This window comes from Sphingobacterium sp. UBA1498 (assembly GCF_002325125.1).
Taxonomy (GTDB): Bacteria; Bacteroidota; Bacteroidia; order Sphingobacteriales; family Sphingobacteriaceae; genus Sphingobacterium.
The window spans coordinates 455,730-473,476 of sequence record NZ_DCRG01000005.1 but is presented as its reverse complement, the minus strand read 5'-3'; the positions used below and the strand labels follow the sequence as shown (position 1 = coordinate 473,476).

General features: G+C 39.0%; 10 protein-coding genes. 5 read left to right on the top strand and 5 right to left on the bottom strand.

Features of this window, described 5'->3' with window-relative positions; translation table 11 throughout:
- Positions 1-8 precede the first annotated feature (8 nt).
- Both B3139_RS06850 and B3139_RS06845 read right to left on the bottom strand, forming a co-directional pair.
- Positions 9-2,183 carry a S9 family peptidase gene (locus B3139_RS06850; protein WP_293881116.1) on the bottom strand — a complete coding sequence of 725 codons (2,175 nt, stop codon included), beginning with the start codon at positions 2,181-2,183 and terminating at the stop codon, positions 9-11.
- An 80-nt stretch (positions 2,184-2,263) separates the two neighbouring features.
- Positions 2,264-3,652 carry an aminopeptidase P family protein gene (locus tag B3139_RS06845; RefSeq protein WP_293881114.1) on the bottom strand — a complete coding sequence of 463 codons (1,389 nt, stop codon included), beginning with the start codon at positions 3,650-3,652 and terminating at the stop codon, positions 2,264-2,266.
- A gap of 505 nt (positions 3,653-4,157) precedes the next feature.
- Here B3139_RS06845 and B3139_RS06840 point away from each other — a divergent pair.
- The 3 genes from B3139_RS06840 (at position 4,158) to B3139_RS06830 (ending at position 10,425) form a co-directional block, all read left to right on the top strand.
- Positions 4,158-5,042 (top strand): AraC family transcriptional regulator, encoded by an 885-nt coding sequence (locus B3139_RS06840; RefSeq protein WP_209575832.1) that lies wholly within the window; start codon positions 4,158-4,160, stop codon positions 5,040-5,042.
- Between the two features lie 594 nt (positions 5,043-5,636).
- Positions 5,637-8,870, top strand: coding sequence for a SusC/RagA family TonB-linked outer membrane protein (locus tag B3139_RS06835; RefSeq protein ID WP_293881112.1), 3,234 nt, complete (start codon positions 5,637-5,639; stop codon positions 8,868-8,870).
- A gap of 52 nt (positions 8,871-8,922) precedes the next feature.
- A complete protein-coding gene (locus tag B3139_RS06830; RefSeq protein ID WP_293881110.1) occupies positions 8,923-10,425 on the top strand; it encodes a SusD/RagB family nutrient-binding outer membrane lipoprotein in 1,503 nt (500 codons plus the stop codon).
- Positions 10,426-11,260: 835 nt separating this feature from the next.
- On the opposite strand, the gene fabF is transcribed toward B3139_RS06830, so the two are convergent.
- Both fabF and B3139_RS06820 read right to left on the bottom strand, forming a co-directional pair.
- Positions 11,261-12,499: a beta-ketoacyl-ACP synthase II gene (gene fabF / locus B3139_RS06825; protein ID WP_209575826.1), complete on the bottom strand. Its 1,239-nt coding sequence runs from the start codon at positions 12,497-12,499 to the stop codon at positions 11,261-11,263.
- Between the two features lie 61 nt (positions 12,500-12,560).
- Positions 12,561-13,154 carry a TetR/AcrR family transcriptional regulator gene (locus B3139_RS06820; RefSeq protein WP_209575824.1) on the bottom strand — a complete coding sequence of 198 codons (594 nt, stop codon included), beginning with the start codon at positions 13,152-13,154 and terminating at the stop codon, positions 12,561-12,563.
- Between the two features lie 896 nt (positions 13,155-14,050).
- Between B3139_RS06820 and B3139_RS06815 the strand changes: the two genes are divergently transcribed.
- Complete coding sequence (locus B3139_RS06815) at positions 14,051-16,018, top strand: sensor histidine kinase (protein ID WP_293881107.1); 1,968 nt, start codon at positions 14,051-14,053, stop codon at positions 16,016-16,018.
- A 12-nt stretch (positions 16,019-16,030) separates the two neighbouring features.
- A complete protein-coding gene (locus B3139_RS06810) occupies positions 16,031-16,654 on the top strand; it encodes a response regulator (RefSeq protein WP_293881105.1) in 624 nt (207 codons plus the stop codon).
- 13 nt (positions 16,655-16,667) lie between these two features.
- Here B3139_RS06810 and cydB read toward each other — a convergent pair whose 3' ends face one another.
- The gene (gene cydB / locus B3139_RS06805) at positions 16,668-17,744 is read right to left on the bottom strand and encodes a cytochrome d ubiquinol oxidase subunit II (protein WP_293881103.1); all 1,077 of its coding nucleotides are present in this window, start codon (positions 17,742-17,744) and stop codon (positions 16,668-16,670) included.
- Positions 17,745-17,747: the final 3 nt, after the last annotated feature.

The window sequence follows — 17,747 nt, the reverse complement described above, 5'->3', positions numbered from 1 at the left end:
TATTCGATCTATCTTCCTCCCGGAGGACAATGTAACCTGAGATAGTTTGTAAATAATGTTCTTAAATGCTCATGTGTACCCTGTCCCTCACTAATCGAATGGCTACGGTTGGGGTAGGACATCAACTGGAACTGCACGTTATTTTTAACCAATTCATTGATGAGGACTTCAGCATTTTGATAATGCACATTGTCATCCCCGGTTCCATGGATATAGAGTAAATTACCTTTGATATTTTTTGCATATTTCAGTGGAGAACCGTTTTCAAAGTCGGCAAGATTTTCTTGGGGAAGACCCATGTAGCGTTCTTGGTATACATTGTCGTAAAGTAACTGATTCGCTACTGCTGCAATGGCGATACCTGTTTTATAGATTTGAGGATATTGTCCCAGTAGGTTAAGTGTGCTTGATCCGCCACCGCTCCATCCCCAAACTGCAGTACGAGAGCTGTCTACAAAAGACCATTTCAGTATTTCTTGAGCTGCTAGGGCCTGGTCGCGGATGTTGAGCTGACCGATGTTCCGATAGATGCTTTTCCGCCACAAGCTGCCTTTAGGAGCAGGAGTTCCACGATTATCCAAAGAAATGTAAATGTAGCCGTCCTGTGCCATATTCCCTTTATATAGACTGTTGTAACCCGCACTAAAGTTGTCTATTACCGTCTGTGATGCAGGTTCGCCATAGACCATAAATACGACTGGATATTTTTTGTTGGGGTCGAAATCCAAGGGTTTTACCATCCATCCGTCCAATTCAACACCGTCGGTTGTTTTTACCTTAAAAAACTCAGCAATACCATCATTGGCCTTCTTCTCGCGTTTAAATTCAAAATCTACAAGCGTTTTATGTGTAGGTAATTCGATAACGGCATTGTGTTTTAATGTTGCCCGGTTACTAAAGCTGAAGATTGCTAGCTTACCGTCTTTTGAAATATCATAATCGCAGGTTCCTTCGTATGACGCCGGTGTTAGTCTCTTAGGAACGCCGCCTTTCGTAGATACACTATACAGATATTTTTGCGTTGCATTATTTGGAGAAGCGGTAAAATAAATAGTTTCATTTTTCGTGTCGAAAAAGTCGATATTGATCAGATCATAATCTGCTTTCATAACCAGTTTCTCATTGCCTGCGAGATCAATCTGGTAAATTTTGCGCCAGCCGTCCTTTTCAGACACCCAGATGAAGGCCTTTCCGCCTTGAACCCAGTCCCATCCAGAAGGATCGTTGTTGTTCCATCGTGATTTGATATCAATCCACGAGTCACTTTGCTCCTGATGTATGTTTTGCGCTTTATTGTCGGAGAGGGCGACAGTATAGATCTTGCTCTCATTTTGTTTTCTATTGAGCTGCTCTACGATGACCTGTTTGCTATCAAGACACCATTCCATGCGGGGAATATAGTGTTGGATGGGATCTCCCGGAATATTCAGCATCGTACTTTTTCCCGTGGCGATTTCATAGGTCCATATCGAACAGGCACTCGGTGGCTGTCCAACTTTAGGATACTCCACAGGGATGGTATAGGAATAGAGGCTATCCGTATTGTTGATCATCAAAAAATTACGGATGTTGCGGGCATCAAGCTTCCAATAAGCAATAGAAGTACCGTCCGGAGACCAGCGGAAACCATCTTTGCAGCCAAATTCTTCCTCGTATACCCAGTCGAAAGTACCGTTGATTAGACGGTCTGTTCCATCTTTCGTAACGGCAACGATGCGGCCATTCGCAAGATCTTCCACGTAAACATTATGATCGGCTTTATTGACGTAAGCTACTTTATCTGCTTGCGGGTTAAACTTCGCAAACATCAGTTGCGAAGCCGGGAATTGTTTGCCTAGCTGCTGTAACTGACTGGACTTTTTATTATAGACCCAATAATCACCTCTTGTATTCTCGCGCCAGACTCTCTTGCTATTGGTATACAGTAAAATAAGCTCCTTGTTTTTGGAAATCGAAAAATTCTCAACCTTTAGTGCTGTTGTTGTCCCTTTTGGAATAAGCGATTGCTGTGAAAGAAAGATGGATCTCATCCCATTTTTAGGGTTGACCATTTCTATTCCCTTATCAGAAAATTCATAATACTGATCACCTTGATCTGTCCATAGTCGTTGCGCAAAAATGGAGGCTGGAACCTGAAAAATCAGTATTAAAATAATAAAGATCGACTGTTTAATGCTGTTCATTTGTTTATCTATTTGAGCGTTGGCCCTAAAGTGATCAAAGTTCACTTTTCGGGTTTATTGCTATGTTCGTTATCTGTTTTTTAATTAATTGGGTTGTCTTTAAGCTGATATATTTCGTGTATTTCACGTTCAAGATATTTCCCTAAACGACGATATCCATCTTTTTCAATAAGATAATTGTCTTCGATACGAACCCCTCCGAAATTGAGGTGCTTTTTTAAGAAATCATAATTAATAAAGTCCTTGTGTAAATTTTGCTGTTCCCAAAGCTGCGTTAATTCAGGGATAATATAGATTCCAGGCTCAACAGTGAGTACATTGCCAGCTTCTAGTTCCTTGCCTAGTCGGAGTGATTTGATACCGAAAGTCTTGGTATCTTTTGGCTCAGCTTCGGTATAGCCTACATATTGTTCACCAAGATCTTCCATATCATGGACATCAAGACCGAGCATGTGCCCGAGTCCACATTGAAAGAAAAGTGCATGCGCGTGATTCATGACCGCATCTTGCGCGTTACCTTTCATAAATCCTGTTTGTATTAGTCCGTCTACAAGCGCTTCACAGGCTTTTAAATGTATTTCTTTAAAACGTATTCCGGATGTCAGCAGCTGTTCAGCAGATTTAAAAGCATGTAGAACAATCTGATAAATTTCTTCTTGCAACGCTGTAAATCGTTTTCCTACGGGAAATGTTCTGGTTAGATCAGAAGCATATCCCATAGCGGTTTCCACGCCCGAATCATTAAGGAGAATATCACCTTCACAAAGTTGGTGAAATTGCATATGGTTATGCAGGATTTCACCCCGTTTTGTAACTATCGGAGGATAGGAGAATGGGGTTCCCTGATCTTGCGCAAAATGTTGCATAGCATTGCTGATCTGATATTCATAACAACCAGGTTTTGTCATTCGCATAGCTATGCGATGCATATCAACAGCGATATCTACCGCCTTTTCTAGTTCCGCGATCTCCTCTTCCGATTTGACGCTTCGTTGAGCAACCACGGCTTTAATTAAAGCGACCGAGGGTTCTAACTGACTTACAGAATGGCCAGTTATTTGTTGAAGTAATAATTTGTTGTGCGATTGATAAGGCGGAAGGTAGTGAATTTCTGCTTGCGTTTTCTTGTTAAGATAGTCGAAGAGTTGATTGAAAGGAAGTACCGCACTTATACCCGAAAGTTCTGCCTTTTCCGCTAAAGTTTGCTGCTGACCCATCCACACAATATCGTCGATCGTCATTTCGTCACCAAATAGTATAGTCTCATTTTTTTCAATATCCAATACAGCAGCCAAACCTGGACTTTTTATTCCTATGTAATATAAAAAGCTGCTGTCCTGACGAAATGGATAGGTGTTGTGCTCAAAATTAATCGGGTTTTCAATGTTGCCTAACAAAAGAATTTTGCCAGAACTGAGCGATGATAAAAGCTTATTTCGGCGATGAAGATATATTTCTTTTTTGAACATAAATTTTGGAAATTTTAGAATGTAATGCTTTTTATTTTGTTAAAGCCATAGATTTTTTGTTATATTTTGTTTTGCAATTGGCTTGCCCCTTAGATGTACATTGTCTAACACGAATATCGTAAAATTTAAGCGCTTCAAAACGATTTATTTAAGAGGTTTATCTTTGATAGTGCAATTTTTGCTGTTGTTACAAACGAATAAGATTCATTTTTATACACTATGAAGAATCGAAAACGAAATTTAATAAAGTTCTATCTTTCTGTTGAATTATAATTATCACAATTTATCAAAGTCTAATTGTATTTTAACCCATTTTTTTAATATTAAAGCGTTTTTAATACCAATTATACCTTTCCTTAGAAGATTTGTTAAAGCATTATTAAATATTGTCGGATTCTAAACATATTTTAGTATTGTAATTTTATGAACAAACTAAATATATTGTTGTTGCTTTGCAGTTGTTATATTTATGTTAACTAAACAGTAACATAAACTAAACATACCTATGAAAACGCTCCAATTTAATGTTCCTACCATGCGAGGCCAGAGCCTTACTATTCAAGAAGATGTTTTGGAAAATTTCTACCCCCATTTTCATCGACATCAAGAAGCTCAATTAATGTGGATAAAAAAAGGCAAAGGAGTTTTGATTGTTGAAGATACCTTACACCCCTTTAAGGAAAATGATATTTTCTTTTTGGGGGCAAACCAACCGCATGTGTTTAAATCGGCCTCTCAGGACGGCTTTTCAAATGAATCTCGCTCTGTTTCCATTTTTTTCGATCCAAACGGAAAGCTTAAATCTCTGTTTTCCCTGGATGAATTTGAATCGCTGAATCAATTTATCTATAGTAACTCCAGAGGATTTAAAGTTCCCGAGACTTATTTTGACCAGATATCACAAAGGGTTTGTCAGTTGAAATCTGCGGATCAGATGGACAAGTTGATGCATTTTTTTTATCTATTGAGAACGCTAGCAAATATTTCTAGGGGCGCCGATGCGCTTTGTAACGAGCGCGTGGAAGCAGGCTTGGAAACAATACATGGATCAAATCGTATTAATTTTATCTGCAACTATATCAGGGAACACTATAGAGACGAACTGACGTTGGAAGAAGTTGCTGATCACGCCAATCTTACGCCACAAGCTTTTTGTCGCTATTTTAAAAAGCATTGTGGGGTTACCTTTGTGACCTATCTTAATCGCATAAGAGTCAAAGAAGTGTGTAACCAGTTAAATGAAGACCACTTGGACAGTGTTTCTTTTATTGCCTACAACTGTGGCTTCAATAGCATTACCAACTTTAATCGCGTATTTAAACAAATCGTCGGCTGCAATCCAAAAGAGTATGTGCAGCAGTACAAACAAACGCTCTATTCTGTGATCTAATGCTAATCGGGAATACAGTATGAAGGATACTTTAAGCCATTAAATATTCTTTTATTTGCTCGCTTTGATTAAATAGCTATTAAAATCCAGCGGTAATAAAATCTCGTTAAATTGTAATGTTAAAATTCTTTTTAATGAGATTTTTGCTTTTATATTTATCTGTCTTTTTCCCTAAAGAAACGGATATAGCTTACCAAATCCGATCGTAATACCTATTCATCTCATCCCTATTTTTTTTGAGGAAAAAATCATCTTTTTTTTCTCACTATCTTAAAAAAAACACATCAATCATTTTTTTTATTGATTTTTGTGAAAAATAAGGTGTTAAGTCGATCTTATGTCAATGGGTTGATTTATTTTTTGCTTTTTTGTTAGTTGTTTTTAAGTCAAAAAAGGGTATTTAATGCGTTTTGACGTATTTTTCTTGAGGAATACAGGTGTTGTGAAGTTTTTCTGCTGCTATTATGTTGTTTATTTAACACTTTGGGTTAAAAATCGGGTATTAATGATCAAAATTCGGTTATCAATGCAAGCTAAGTACCCCTAACTTAGTTGTTATAAAAACACTAAAAACTAACATCTGAAACTAAACTTATGAACAGAAAAAGCATTGCTATGCTAGCCGCTACCGTTTTGGTAAGCTCGGCGGTATATGCGCAAACAGTTTTAAAAGGGAAGGTGGTCGACCAAGACGGAAAGCCTATACCCGGAGTTACAGTGACACTGAGGGATGGAACAGCGACACAAACAGGGCAAAACGGCGAGTTTACGATCAACTACAAGCAGGCGGGGACTCTAAGCGTTTCGGCTATCGGTTATGGTCGTAAGGAAGTGAACTTAACCAATCAGCGTACAATTCAGGTTACATTAACGACCGATGAACGCAATTTGGACGAAGTTGTGGTCACTGCGATGGGAATTACGCGCTCTAAAAAGTCCATGGGAGCGGCAGTTCAAGAAGTGAAAGCGGAAGAGTTGACGGATGCAGGACAATTATCCCTTACAGGTTCATTATCCGGTAAAGTTGCCGGTGTTCAAGTCAATCAATTTGGTGGAGCTGTTGGATCATCCGCAAGAATTTCCGTTCGCGGCAATACATCATTGCTTTCTGATCAGCAGCCCTTAATCGTAATAGATGGGGTACCAATGTCAAATACGACTCAACGTACAGGTGATAATACATATGGTGGCGTGGATTATGGATCAGGGTTAAATGATATCAATCCTGAAGATATTGAAAGTGTTACCCTTTTAAAGGGAGGTTCAGCAGCTTTATATGGTATGCGTGCTGGAAAGGGCGTACTTATGATTACAACCAAATCGGGCAAGCGCGCGAAAGAGGGGGTTGTATTGTCTTATGATGGTAATTTTACTGTAGATCAAGCCTCGACGATACCCAAATATCAGAATTTGTACGGACAGGGTTCTAGAGGTGATGAATATAACTATGGATTACTAGCAAAAGGTAAAGGCATAACGTATCAACAATTTGCGCGAGATAGTTCGTTTGCGTATGTCAATGGTGCCGGTGGAGGTATTAATGATGGTTTTGACGAATCATGGGGACCGAGATTAGACATTGGGCTACAGTTGCCACAATTTAACAGTCCAGTAGTAAATGGTGTAAGACAGGCAACGCCCTGGGTATCGCATCCAAACAATGTAAAAGACTTTTTCCAATTGGGCTATTCTCAGAATCATAATCTTTCTTTGCTAGCGAAAAACGATCGTTCTTCAACGCGCGCTTCCTTATCTTTTCGGGATCAAAAAGGAACTGTACCAAACACCGATCAGAAAAAATATTCTGCGCACTTGAATAATACATATAAAATTAATGAAAAGTTCTCATACGATATCATGTCCACATTTGTTCGGACAGAAAGCGGAAACTTGATTACACAAGGATATGATGGTGCTAATCCTATGAACGGTTTAATTTGGTTTGGCCGTCAGGTGGATATGAAAGATCTTAAAGCGAATTGGGATCAAAGAGACGAACAGGGAAACTATACTTATTATAATTGGAATTCCAATTATCATATGAATCCTTATTATTCAATGTATAATTCGTTGAACTCTCTCAAAACAAACCGCATTTTTGGCCGATCCTCTTTGTACTATCAACCTTATGAATTTTTGAAATTTGAAGGACGTGTCGGATTGGATTACTACCATACCAATATTTTTGAACGAAATTATTTCAATTACGATCATCCATATGGAAGCTTTAATGAAATTAAAAATAGCAATACCGAATTTAATGCAGATTTCTTAGCTAATTTTAATAAAAAATATGGTGATTTCGATATTTTAGGATTGGTTGGTTTTAATTATAGGGACAATCAATATGAATCGAATAGTTTAGGTGCTAGCGGTTTGACTGTTCTTGGGGTGTATACCATTACAAATAAGATTGGAGACGCGGTGACGAACATGGATCACGCGCACAATCGCTCAAATTCAATTTACGGTCAAGCCTCTATTGGATGGAAAGATCAGTTATATCTAGATGCAACCATGCGTAACGATTGGTCGTCTACGTTAACTAAATCGTTTTTTTATCCGTCGGCTAGTTTAAGTTGGATACCTACATCGTCCTTTGAGAGCTTGAGGAGTGATGCACTTTCTTTTTGGAAACTGCGATTGAATCTAGCGAAAGTCGGTAATGCAACATCGCCTTATCGTAATGGAAATTATTATTATGCGCAAAATAACGCTTTTGATGGTATAGGACAGATGTACAAAAGTATGACCTATGCGATCGATAATTTAGAGCCCGAAGCTATTTATTCTTGGGAAGTGGGTACTGAAGTGGGCTTTTTGAATGATCGTATTCATGCGGATATTACCTACTATCATAAAAATGCTAAAAAGCAAATCTTGCCAGTGACAACATCTAATGTGGTCGGCTTTAGTAGCATGGTTTTAAATGCTGGAAATATTGAGAGTAAGGGGGTAGAGTTGCAATTAAGGGGGGATGTTCTAAGGAAAGAAAACGGCCTTAACTGGACAACGATGATTAACTTTTCTAGGGATCGGAACAAAATATTGGAATTATATCCAGAGCTAAATTTGCAGACCTATCAAGTGGGATGGACTTGGGGAATCGCAAACACAGCAACAGTTGGTGAGGCATGGGGTGCGTTGAAGGGTACAGGCTATGATCGCGTTGAAGATGGGCCCATGAAAGGAGCTATTAAAGTTAATAGCAGTGGTTTAGTAGCTTCAAAGGCAAGTCAAATTATTGGTAATGTTACCCCAGATTTTTTAGCGAGTATGCGAAACGATTTTAAGTATAAAGATTTCAGTTTTGGCTTTATGCTCGATTTCAGAAAAGGGGGTGATATTTGGTCCCAGACTATGTCTCATGCCTACACCGCAGGGATCGCAGAAATTACTGCTGCAAACGGAGTTCGGGAAAGAGCCATTGTCGCAGGGAAGGATGTGATGACTAATGAGAAATTTGTAATGTCAAATGGTAATGGAGGTTGGGTGACGAACACGATCGAAACAAATGCGCAGGATTGGTTTGAATCGGGTGGTGTTTCAGAAAGCTATGTATTTGATGGTTCTTTTCTCAAGCTACGTGAAGCGTATCTGACATACACTGTACCCGCTCATTTATATAGTCGAATTAAAGGAATCAAACGTGCCAACATCTCTCTAATTGGATCTAACTTAGCTCTGCTTTGGGTGCATAAGTCAAATACGATGCGACTTGATCCAGAAACAAGTGGCGTTTCCAGTGATAGTAGAGGAATAGGTTTTGAACAAGCTACAGTTCCTTCTTCGAGAAGTATTGGACTTAAATTAGGATTTTCGTTTTAACTGAATTAAAGAGTAATATAATCATTTTGTATTCCAAAAAATATAAAAAACTATGAAAAGTTTAATAAAGAATATAAGTATATCGGTCATTATCTTTGCAATTATTTTTTCAGGATGTACCAAAAAATTTGCGGAGATAAATACTGATCCAGATGCCTTACCCGATGTTCCACCAGCAAATATGTTAACGAATATACTCCGTAATACAGCCGAGTCTTTTGGTGGAGATGTGGATGGTTATGGAACATTTGCAGGATACATTGTTAAAATCCAATATATGGATTTTTTGAGTGGCTTAACTCCGACGAATAACACGTACGGTAATCGCTGGTATAACTGCTACTATAACAACGCGCAAATCAAAGATATTTTGGCCAAAACAGACGATAAGGCTGAGGCATATAAAAATATCAGAATTGTAAGTCGAATTTGGCGCAACTATATGTGGTTTTTATTGACAGAAGGTTGGCGAGATGTTCCTTATTCGGAAGCATTGAAAGGACGTCCAGAAGACGGCAGTATTCTATTGGCAAAATATGATAAACAAGAAGATATTTACCCCGCGGTAATGGCTGATTTGAAAAGTATTGCTGACGAGATGGCTGCTGGAATTGGTGATGACGATCTTGGAAACTTTGATATTGTCTATTATAACAGCGGTAGATCAACAAAAGAACAGATGCTTTTGTGGCAAAAATTCTGCAACTCATTGCGGTTACGCATGGCAATTCGTATATCCGGTGTCTCTGCAAGTTTAGCAAAAAGTACAGTAGAAGAGATTACCGGTGCCCCTACAAAATATCCGCTGATTGAAAATAATGCCGAAAATTGTGCTATTAAGTTCCCTGGAGAGCTACCTTATCTCGAGCCTTGGTATAATTCTGGAGTTTACGGGAAGCGAATTGACAATTGGGGAATGTCCGATATTTTTATTGATCATATGCTTAAAACAGCAGATCCGAGAATAAGTACAATAGCGACAAAGAATAATGCTGGAGCATATCTTGGTTATCAAAATGGGCTAACATCGGGTCCTAAAAAATTAGATACTATTTCCTGGATTGGCGACAAATATATTCGTGATCCGGCTGGATCTATACCATTTCTTAAATCTTGTGAAACCTATTATAATTTGGCTGAAGCTGCAATGCTAGGTTATAATGTTGGTATAACTGCAAAGGTTGCATACGAAAAAGCTGTGAATTTGTCTATGCAAGAAAATAATGTTTCCGATGCGGATGTTAAGACTTATTTAGCAGGCGCTGGACAGTGGAATAATACAAAGGAACGTATTTGGTGGGATATGTGGGTAGCGCTGTTTAAGGAGAATTACGAAGCTTGGAGTTTATATCGAAGAACAGGGATTCCATCGACAAATTATCCCTCAATTAATTCCATTTATGGAAAGGATCATAATGATCAACCTTGGCGTGTTCCATATCCGAACAGTGAATATGTAAACAATACTGCGAATGTGGAGGCAGCCGCTACTAAAGTAAAAGATTATGCTTGGGGTGAACAGATGTGGTGGGATAAACGGACAGGAAAATTTTAATTTCATATGTTTATTATTACCCAGCGAGGCAACTTCGGTTGTCTCGCTATTTTTTTTTATAAATTTTTATCCTGTCTTAAAGAATTAATCATTGCTTCTATAGATTTTTTTAAGTCGAATGCATCTACAAATCCAAGTGATTGTAATTTTAGACTAACTGTATTTCTACCATCCGGTTGTCTGGGAATATGTTGGAGAATCCCCTTCGTAGATTCTAGTCCGATAAGGTCGTGCAATTTCATATTTCCATTTGCATTTTCTGTCTTGTATAAACAGTTTTATTTGAACGCTTCAATTAAATTTCCCTTTGATTTGGAGCGGCAACACATTGGGACCAAAAGGTGACCAAATTGTACCTTTTGACACTACTTGTTCAGTGCTCGTTCAGTGCTTGCTCAGTGATTCGTCAGTCAGGACTGAATAATCAGTGACCGATAACTGTCTAAATATTGATTGAAAATTGTGATTAGCTATAATTTGGTAATGCTTTTGTATTTATTTTTGCAGCTAGCTTAAATTATGATCAGCAAGTGATTGCGTCAACGATTAAAAAGGCAGTATTCATTATCAAACCAAGTATGCGATCCCGCCTGCTGTTCTCATAGCCTGTGAGAAAGCGATAACAAGCTCATCTAAATAATGGTGGGATTGATTGAGGGGAGTATAGTGTCCGCAAAAAGTAGATCTACAAATAGCATTGGACAAAAAAATAGGCATAAAAAAAGGTTTTCAAACGGGGAGAATGAAAACCTTAAATAACCAATTATAAACCTAAATTATGATAGTACAAAGATAGTGTGTTTAATACACTTTGTCAAGAATTATTTCAAAAAAATTAAATCTTTTTGAAAACTATACTCGAATTGTGTCCTCCAAACCCAAATGCATTGCTCATTGCTGCAGTCACGGTTTTTTCCAGTGGCTGATTGATCACAATATTTACCCCTTCCGGAATCTCCGGATCTATATTTTCGATGTTTATCGTTGCGGGGATAACATTGTTGTTGATAGATTTTACGGCAATGATTGCTTCGATAGCCCCCGCCGCACCAAGTAAATGTCCTGTCATTGACTTGGTAGAACTGACCCATAAATTGTTGGAGTTGCCAAAAGCGCGTTGCATCGCTTTTAGTTCAGCGATATCTCCAACCGGAGTTGAAGTAGCGTGGAGATTTAAATAGTCGAGCTCGCTGATGTTAATTTTGGCTTCCTCCAACGCTAGAGACATGGCTTTTGCAGCAGCTATTCCTTCGGGGTGGGGAGAAGTCATATGGTAAGCGTCCGCAGTCATTGAAGCTCCTACAAGTTCTGCATAAATTTTTGCGCCTCTTTGCTTTGCATGTTCGTACTCTTCGAGGATAAGCGCACCGGCACCTTCTCCCATGACAAAGCCGTCGCGATCGCGGTCAAATGGTCTGCTTGCAGTCTGTGGGCTATCATGCCGGCTCGACATGGCCTTCATGGCAGAAAAGCCTCCAACGGAAGCGGGTGTGATGGGAGCCTCGGAGCCGCCACTGATAAAAACTTTTGCTTTCCCTAATCGAATGTAATTGAAGGCATCCATAAAAGCAGTATTGGATGTTGCGCACGCCGATACTGTTGTGTAGTTGATTCCTTTTAAACCATATTTCATCGATATCATTCCAGAAGCCATATTCACGATGAGGCGCGGAACGAAAAATGGACTGAATCGCGGTTTGTAATCTCCCGTTACGTAACCTTCTACCTCTTTTTCGAAAGTTTCCATTCCACCCTGACCAACACCCCAAATGACACCGATGTCAAAGGGATCCATGCTTTCAGGTACTAGTCCCGAATCTTCTAGTGCTTGAGCTGCACTGTATAACGCATATTGCGTGAAAAGATCACTCCTTTTGATTTCATTTCTATCTAAGTATTTTTCGGGCTGAAATTGCTTAATTTCACTTGCAATCTGTGTTCGAAATAGGGATGCATCAAAACGGCTAATCGCTGCTGTGCGGTTTTCACCGCGCAAAATGTTATTCCAGAATGTATCAATGTTTTCTCCCAGCGGATTTATGGTTCCCATGCCGGTAACTACAACTCTTTTCATCTCTTTTTATTTTAATATTTTTGTAATAATATACCGATTGGTATTTGAATTTTTAAAAAAACTAACTTTTGATTTCCCGGTTGACCATTTCTCTCATTTTTTCTAAGACAATCGCTAAATCTTTTCCTCTTCCGGTAATTTTTGAAAGCAAAATTCCGCCCTCGATCATCGCCATAAACGTAATGGCGTAATCCTCAGCAGAAACATCTTGCTTAAATTCTCCATTTTTTATTCCTTCCTCCAGAATCAAGATTAAACGCTGGCGCCAAAGGTCAAATGAACGCTTCACTTTTGGCGTTAAAAAAGGCAGTGAATCATCTGCTTCAACAGCAGCGTTCATCATTGGACATCCGCCAGAGGCTGCGATAGCTTTAAAATTCTCTTTGTAGAAATCAAAAAAAGACAAAAGCTTCTTTAACGCTGTTTTTTGCTGAATAATCTGCTGATGAACCGCATCGGAAATGTTTTTGCTCTGATAAGTATAAACATGTATGGCCAGATCGTCTTTGTCCTTAAAATTACCATAAATACTTCCTTTTGTTAAGCCTGTCGCTGTTGTGATATCTGATAGGGAAGTCGCAAAGTAACCTTTTTTATTAAAGATGGGCGCAGTTTTCTCAATAATAAATTGCCGTGTGTGTTCTGCTTTCGACATGATGAATTCTATTCTTTGCGTGCAAATATAGAAAATACTTATCGGTATATTACTAGTTTCTTAGCATTAATTCGATAGGGTAGCCTTATTTCTTTTCCATAATGCGATACGTACAACGTGGAGCGTTGTCTATTATATATTCCGTTCTGCTGATGACATAGGCCGGACCGACCAGTTGTTGAAAATTCTTCAGCCTGTTAGCTGCTATAACCTTGAGTTTTTTTCAATTGAGTCGATATCCCTTACTGCCTCGGCATATTTTTGATATATCTTAGACTCCTGGTCACTAAAAAGTAGATTTAACGCATTCCCGCCAAGCACATGTTAAATCGATTGTAACAATTGTACCGCAATTTCAGCGTGACTATCTCGAAATCTTAGCATACCTTGTGAAGACAGGATGTAGTTTTAAAACGTAAAGTATGATTAAATCGGCGCTTTTTGAGTCCGATAATCCAAATGTGCTGTCTTCGGCGTACCAACCAGTGTAAGCTAGATTGGCTGATCGATATTGCGACAAAAAAGAGCAGCTAATATCTTTTAAAAACGCCTCTCGGGCTATCTGGAGGCGTTTTTTTTAGTTGAAATATTTTGGCCTGTTTTTAAATAGACTAGCCTATTCTTGTGTTGGCAATTAATTTCAAAAAAGTAGAAGAATGTCTTTAACAATTCATTGTGGAGATATATCTTTGTTTTTTTGCGATCCGCCATTTGATTATGCGGTTTTCCGGCATGTATTTTCTGCTGTCGACATTGATGAAGTCTAATAGCATGCTAATAGAAGTAGATTGAAGTCTTGAACCACCATAAGATATTCAGTATTACATATTATATAACCATTGGCTGAAAAGGCCCGATTTAGTTTAGTTGTTTAAATGATATAATATATTGGATTAATGATATTTCAGTTGAAAGAGTTAATGAAGATAATGGCCTTTTTTATAGTATACTTTACTATACATGCTGCAGCTGGACAGAGTTTCCTACCATTGGATGAGAATAAATATCGAGTTGACGCGGAGAAGTTATTGCTATCGAGGTCCAATGATAGTGTGAAGGCAATGCAACATTTTTATTTGGCAGATTACTATCGATTTAGAGATACGGCGAAATTTTGGAATCATATGCGTGCGGGTGAGCGGTTGGCTAGGCCATTCAGGACCTTACAGGCCATGGGCGCATTATATAAAAGCTATTATTATGGGCAATTCCTGGATAGTAAAAACGCGAGCATTGAAGTCCAGAAATGTATCGACCTGCTTGGCAATACGCAAAAGCCTTTCCAACAAGGGCTATTGGCTAGAGCATGGTACAATCTGGGCTTGATTCGATTTCCTAAAAAGGGATTTGCTGACTTTTTGGATATTCTTAATGGGAAGTGCTTACCGTACGCTAAAGCGCACGATCCTATTATGGAAGGTAGTATAAATACTATGATCGGTATGACTTTTATGTCGTCCAATCAGCTTGCAAAAGCGGATGAATACCATCAGTTGGCGATTAAGCAGCTTGAGCAGCAACCTCCGAGTGCCGCACTTTTAGTAACTTACCTCAACGCAGTAAGCAATTATTGCTATCAGGTAAAATCCAAAGAAGCAAAAATCTTATTGGACAAAGCCAAGCAGCTATTGGACGAGTATCCAAATTCTTCTCAGCTGCCCAATTACTATTACAACGAGGCTCTTTACTTTACGACAAAGCAGCAAACGGATGAGGCGTTAAGGTTATTGGATATCGGTTTGGATTGGTCGGTCAAGATGAACAATTGGAAATTATTCCAGATGATGCGGTTCAGAAAGTTTAATGTGTATCTCCTGCAGAAAAAGTATGCCGATGCCAAACTGCAGCTGGAGGAAATTGTAAAAAATGGCCTATTGACCCGAGATCTTTATAATAGCAAAATAGTATATAGTCAACTGGCAGCCGTAAATGAGCTGATGGGTAATTATCAGGATGCACTGAAGATGTCCAATACCGCAAATAAGCTATCCGATAGCATTCTGCAGGTCCAACTGCTGGAAAAAATGAATGAGATGGAGACCAAGTATAAGACCGTTGAAAAGGAAAAGGAGATTCTGAATCTGCGTGCAGAAAAGGACCGGAACCAATTTCGAGTTTTTCTAGTTTTGGGTATTGCTATTTTGCTTTTCTTCATTGTGCTATTTACTGCTTTTTTTTACAGAAAGCAGCGGAAGCTCAATACACAGATACGGCTCAACCACGACATAGTATTGGAAAAATTGGAAAAGGAAAAGCAGTTGCAAATTTCGGAATCTATGCTCAAGGGGGAGCAGCAGGAGCGGCAGCGCATTGCTCAGGATCTGCACGACAGCATAGGCGGTATGTTGACAGGGTTAAAATTTAAGATTGCGGGCGACGTAGCGAAGAGTACAATCTTGACGGACGAAATACCGCAGAAGCTGAATGATATTTTGGGCGAAGTAAGGCGGATCTCACATAATCTAATGCCTGCATCTTTACGTCAGTTTGGGTTGATAGCAGCATTGGAGCAATTATGTCTGGCAATGAAAAATAGTCATGTTTCCATTCAGTTTGAGAATTACGAACCTGAATTGAATGTCGATTTTCAAAAAGGATTGGCCCTCTATCAAATTGTTCAAGAAGCGATTTCAAATGCACTAAAGTATGCAAATGCAGATACGATTATTGTTCAGGTAAGTAAATCGCAAGAAATATTACATATACTTGTGGAGGATAATGGTAAAGGCTTTGATTCCTCCGTATTAAATTATGGATTGGGATTAAATAATATGGTCAATAGGATTAAATGGATCAACGGATCAATTGACATTCACAGCAAGCTTGGATCCGGAACCCAAATCGAAATTGCTATAACTGTTTAAATTGGCTGAGTCATGAAGATAATTGCGGTGTTAGATGATCATCCCTTACTGTTGGAAGGAGTTGTTTCTTTTCTCAATAATCAGGACGGGTATCGGGTATATCCATTTTTGGAAGAGGTGGCAATGATTGAATTTTTGGATACAACTAGAGTTGACTTGGTTCTGATGGATATGCAGCTTTCCAACATTAGCGGCGTAGATGTATGTAGGCAGGTCAGGAAGCAATTCCCTTTGATTCCTATAGTCGCCTTGAGCAATTTAGCCGATGGCAATCTTATTTTTCAGTTTATGCGTGCCGGCGGAAATGGCTATATTTTAAAGGATGTGTCCAACGAGGAATTTTTAGGTTGCGTACAACTGGGGATAGATGGCAAAGAATCAATTTGTGATCGTGCAAAAGAGCTATACACGGGCGCAGTTGCCACAATGAAAAGCCTTCCTAGGCTGACACAACGTGAAAAGGAGATTTTGATTTTGATTTCAAATGGACTGACAACGAATCAGATCGCAGAAAAGTTATTTTTAAGCCCAGTTACTGTAGAAACGCATCGGCGTAATCTACTGACTAAATTCAAAGTCAAAAATATGATTAAACTTGTACAGTTTGCAATGAAGCATAAGTTATTGGACCTTTAATCGAGGGCGCATCTTAGTGTTCGCCGTAACCTACATTATCTAGCTTACCTTTGAATACTCTAAATTGGATAATGAAATAGGCTATTACTAAAATGGCAGCAACTATAAACCAGCCTAAACCTACAGAGAGACCATATTCGTGTGCAGCAGTATTTTGAATCGTCAAGGACGGATTTACGTCATTCGTTGATGGTAATAATATGGGAAACATGGAAGCCACGGTTGTGGCAAAGCTCCCGAGTATAAAGAGGGATGAAAACAAGAAGCCCATACCGTCTTTCTTAAAGCTCCTGATCCAGAATTGTCCGAGCAATCCAGCTGCTGCAATTAGGGGAAATAACCATAGCCAATAATGATTTTGAAAATTGCTTAAAGAGATGGGTTTTACGTAATGCCATACATAGGCTGATAGCATAACGAGAATAAGCAAGACAACGTTGAGTTTAAAAACAATACGTTTTAATCTATCGTTTAAGGTGCTGGAGGTTTTGAGGATAATCCAGCCTGCTCCATGAATCGTCAATGTAACGACAGCGACTAAACCCAATATAACGGTAAACCAGTCAATAATGCCTTGATGCTGGGCTAAGGGGTCAAAGGTCGGGTTCCAAAGTGCAAGGAAAAAATAATGTGGCTCCTGTGTTGATACACCATTTTCGACCATACCAAGATTGACTCCACGAACGACGTTTCCCAGGGCCGCGCCAAAGAAAAGCGCAAGCAATAAACTTGCTAGTCCAAAGGCTTTGTCCCACAAAGCTTCCCAAAGGCGATGGTGTATCTGACCTCTCAACTCGAGGCTTATTGCCCTAAAAATAAGTAGCCATAACACAAGCATTAGCGGTAGGTAAAATCCACTGAAAGAGGAAGCGTAAAGCGTAGGGAAAGCAAAAAACAAGACACCTCCGGAAGCAATAAGCCACACTTCATTGGCATCCCAAAATGGTCCAATGGAATTCGTTACAGCTTTTTTCTCCTGTTCCGTCTTAGCGAAAAATAGATGGACAATTCCTGCTCCAAAATCGTACCCATCGAGTACAATATAGATTCCCAACATAAAAGTTAATACGATAAACCAAAATATTTCCATAGC

Excerpts from the sequence above, each read along its gene's own strand:
- B3139_RS06850 (WP_293881116.1), bottom strand. The coding sequence starts at position 2,183 with ATGAACAGCATTAAACAGTCGATCTTTATTATTTTAATACTGATTTTT.
- B3139_RS06845 (WP_293881114.1), bottom strand. The coding sequence starts at position 3,652 with ATGTTCAAAAAAGAAATATATCTTCATCGCCGAAATAAGCTTTTATCA.
- B3139_RS06840 (WP_209575832.1), top strand. The coding sequence starts at position 4,158 with ATGAAAACGCTCCAATTTAATGTTCCTACCATGCGAGGCCAGAGCCTT.
- B3139_RS06835 (WP_293881112.1), top strand. The coding sequence starts at position 5,637 with ATGAACAGAAAAAGCATTGCTATGCTAGCCGCTACCGTTTTGGTAAGC.
- B3139_RS06830 (WP_293881110.1), top strand. The coding sequence starts at position 8,923 with ATGAAAAGTTTAATAAAGAATATAAGTATATCGGTCATTATCTTTGCA.
- fabF (WP_209575826.1), bottom strand. The coding sequence starts at position 12,499 with ATGAAAAGAGTTGTAGTTACCGGCATGGGAACCATAAATCCGCTGGGA.
- B3139_RS06820 (WP_209575824.1), bottom strand. The coding sequence starts at position 13,154 with ATGTCGAAAGCAGAACACACACGGCAATTTATTATTGAGAAAACTGCG.
- B3139_RS06815 (WP_293881107.1), top strand. The coding sequence starts at position 14,051 with ATGATATTTCAGTTGAAAGAGTTAATGAAGATAATGGCCTTTTTTATA.
- B3139_RS06810 (WP_293881105.1), top strand. The coding sequence starts at position 16,031 with ATGAAGATAATTGCGGTGTTAGATGATCATCCCTTACTGTTGGAAGGA.
- cydB (WP_293881103.1), bottom strand. The coding sequence starts at position 17,744 with ATGGAAATATTTTGGTTTATCGTATTAACTTTTATGTTGGGAATCTAT.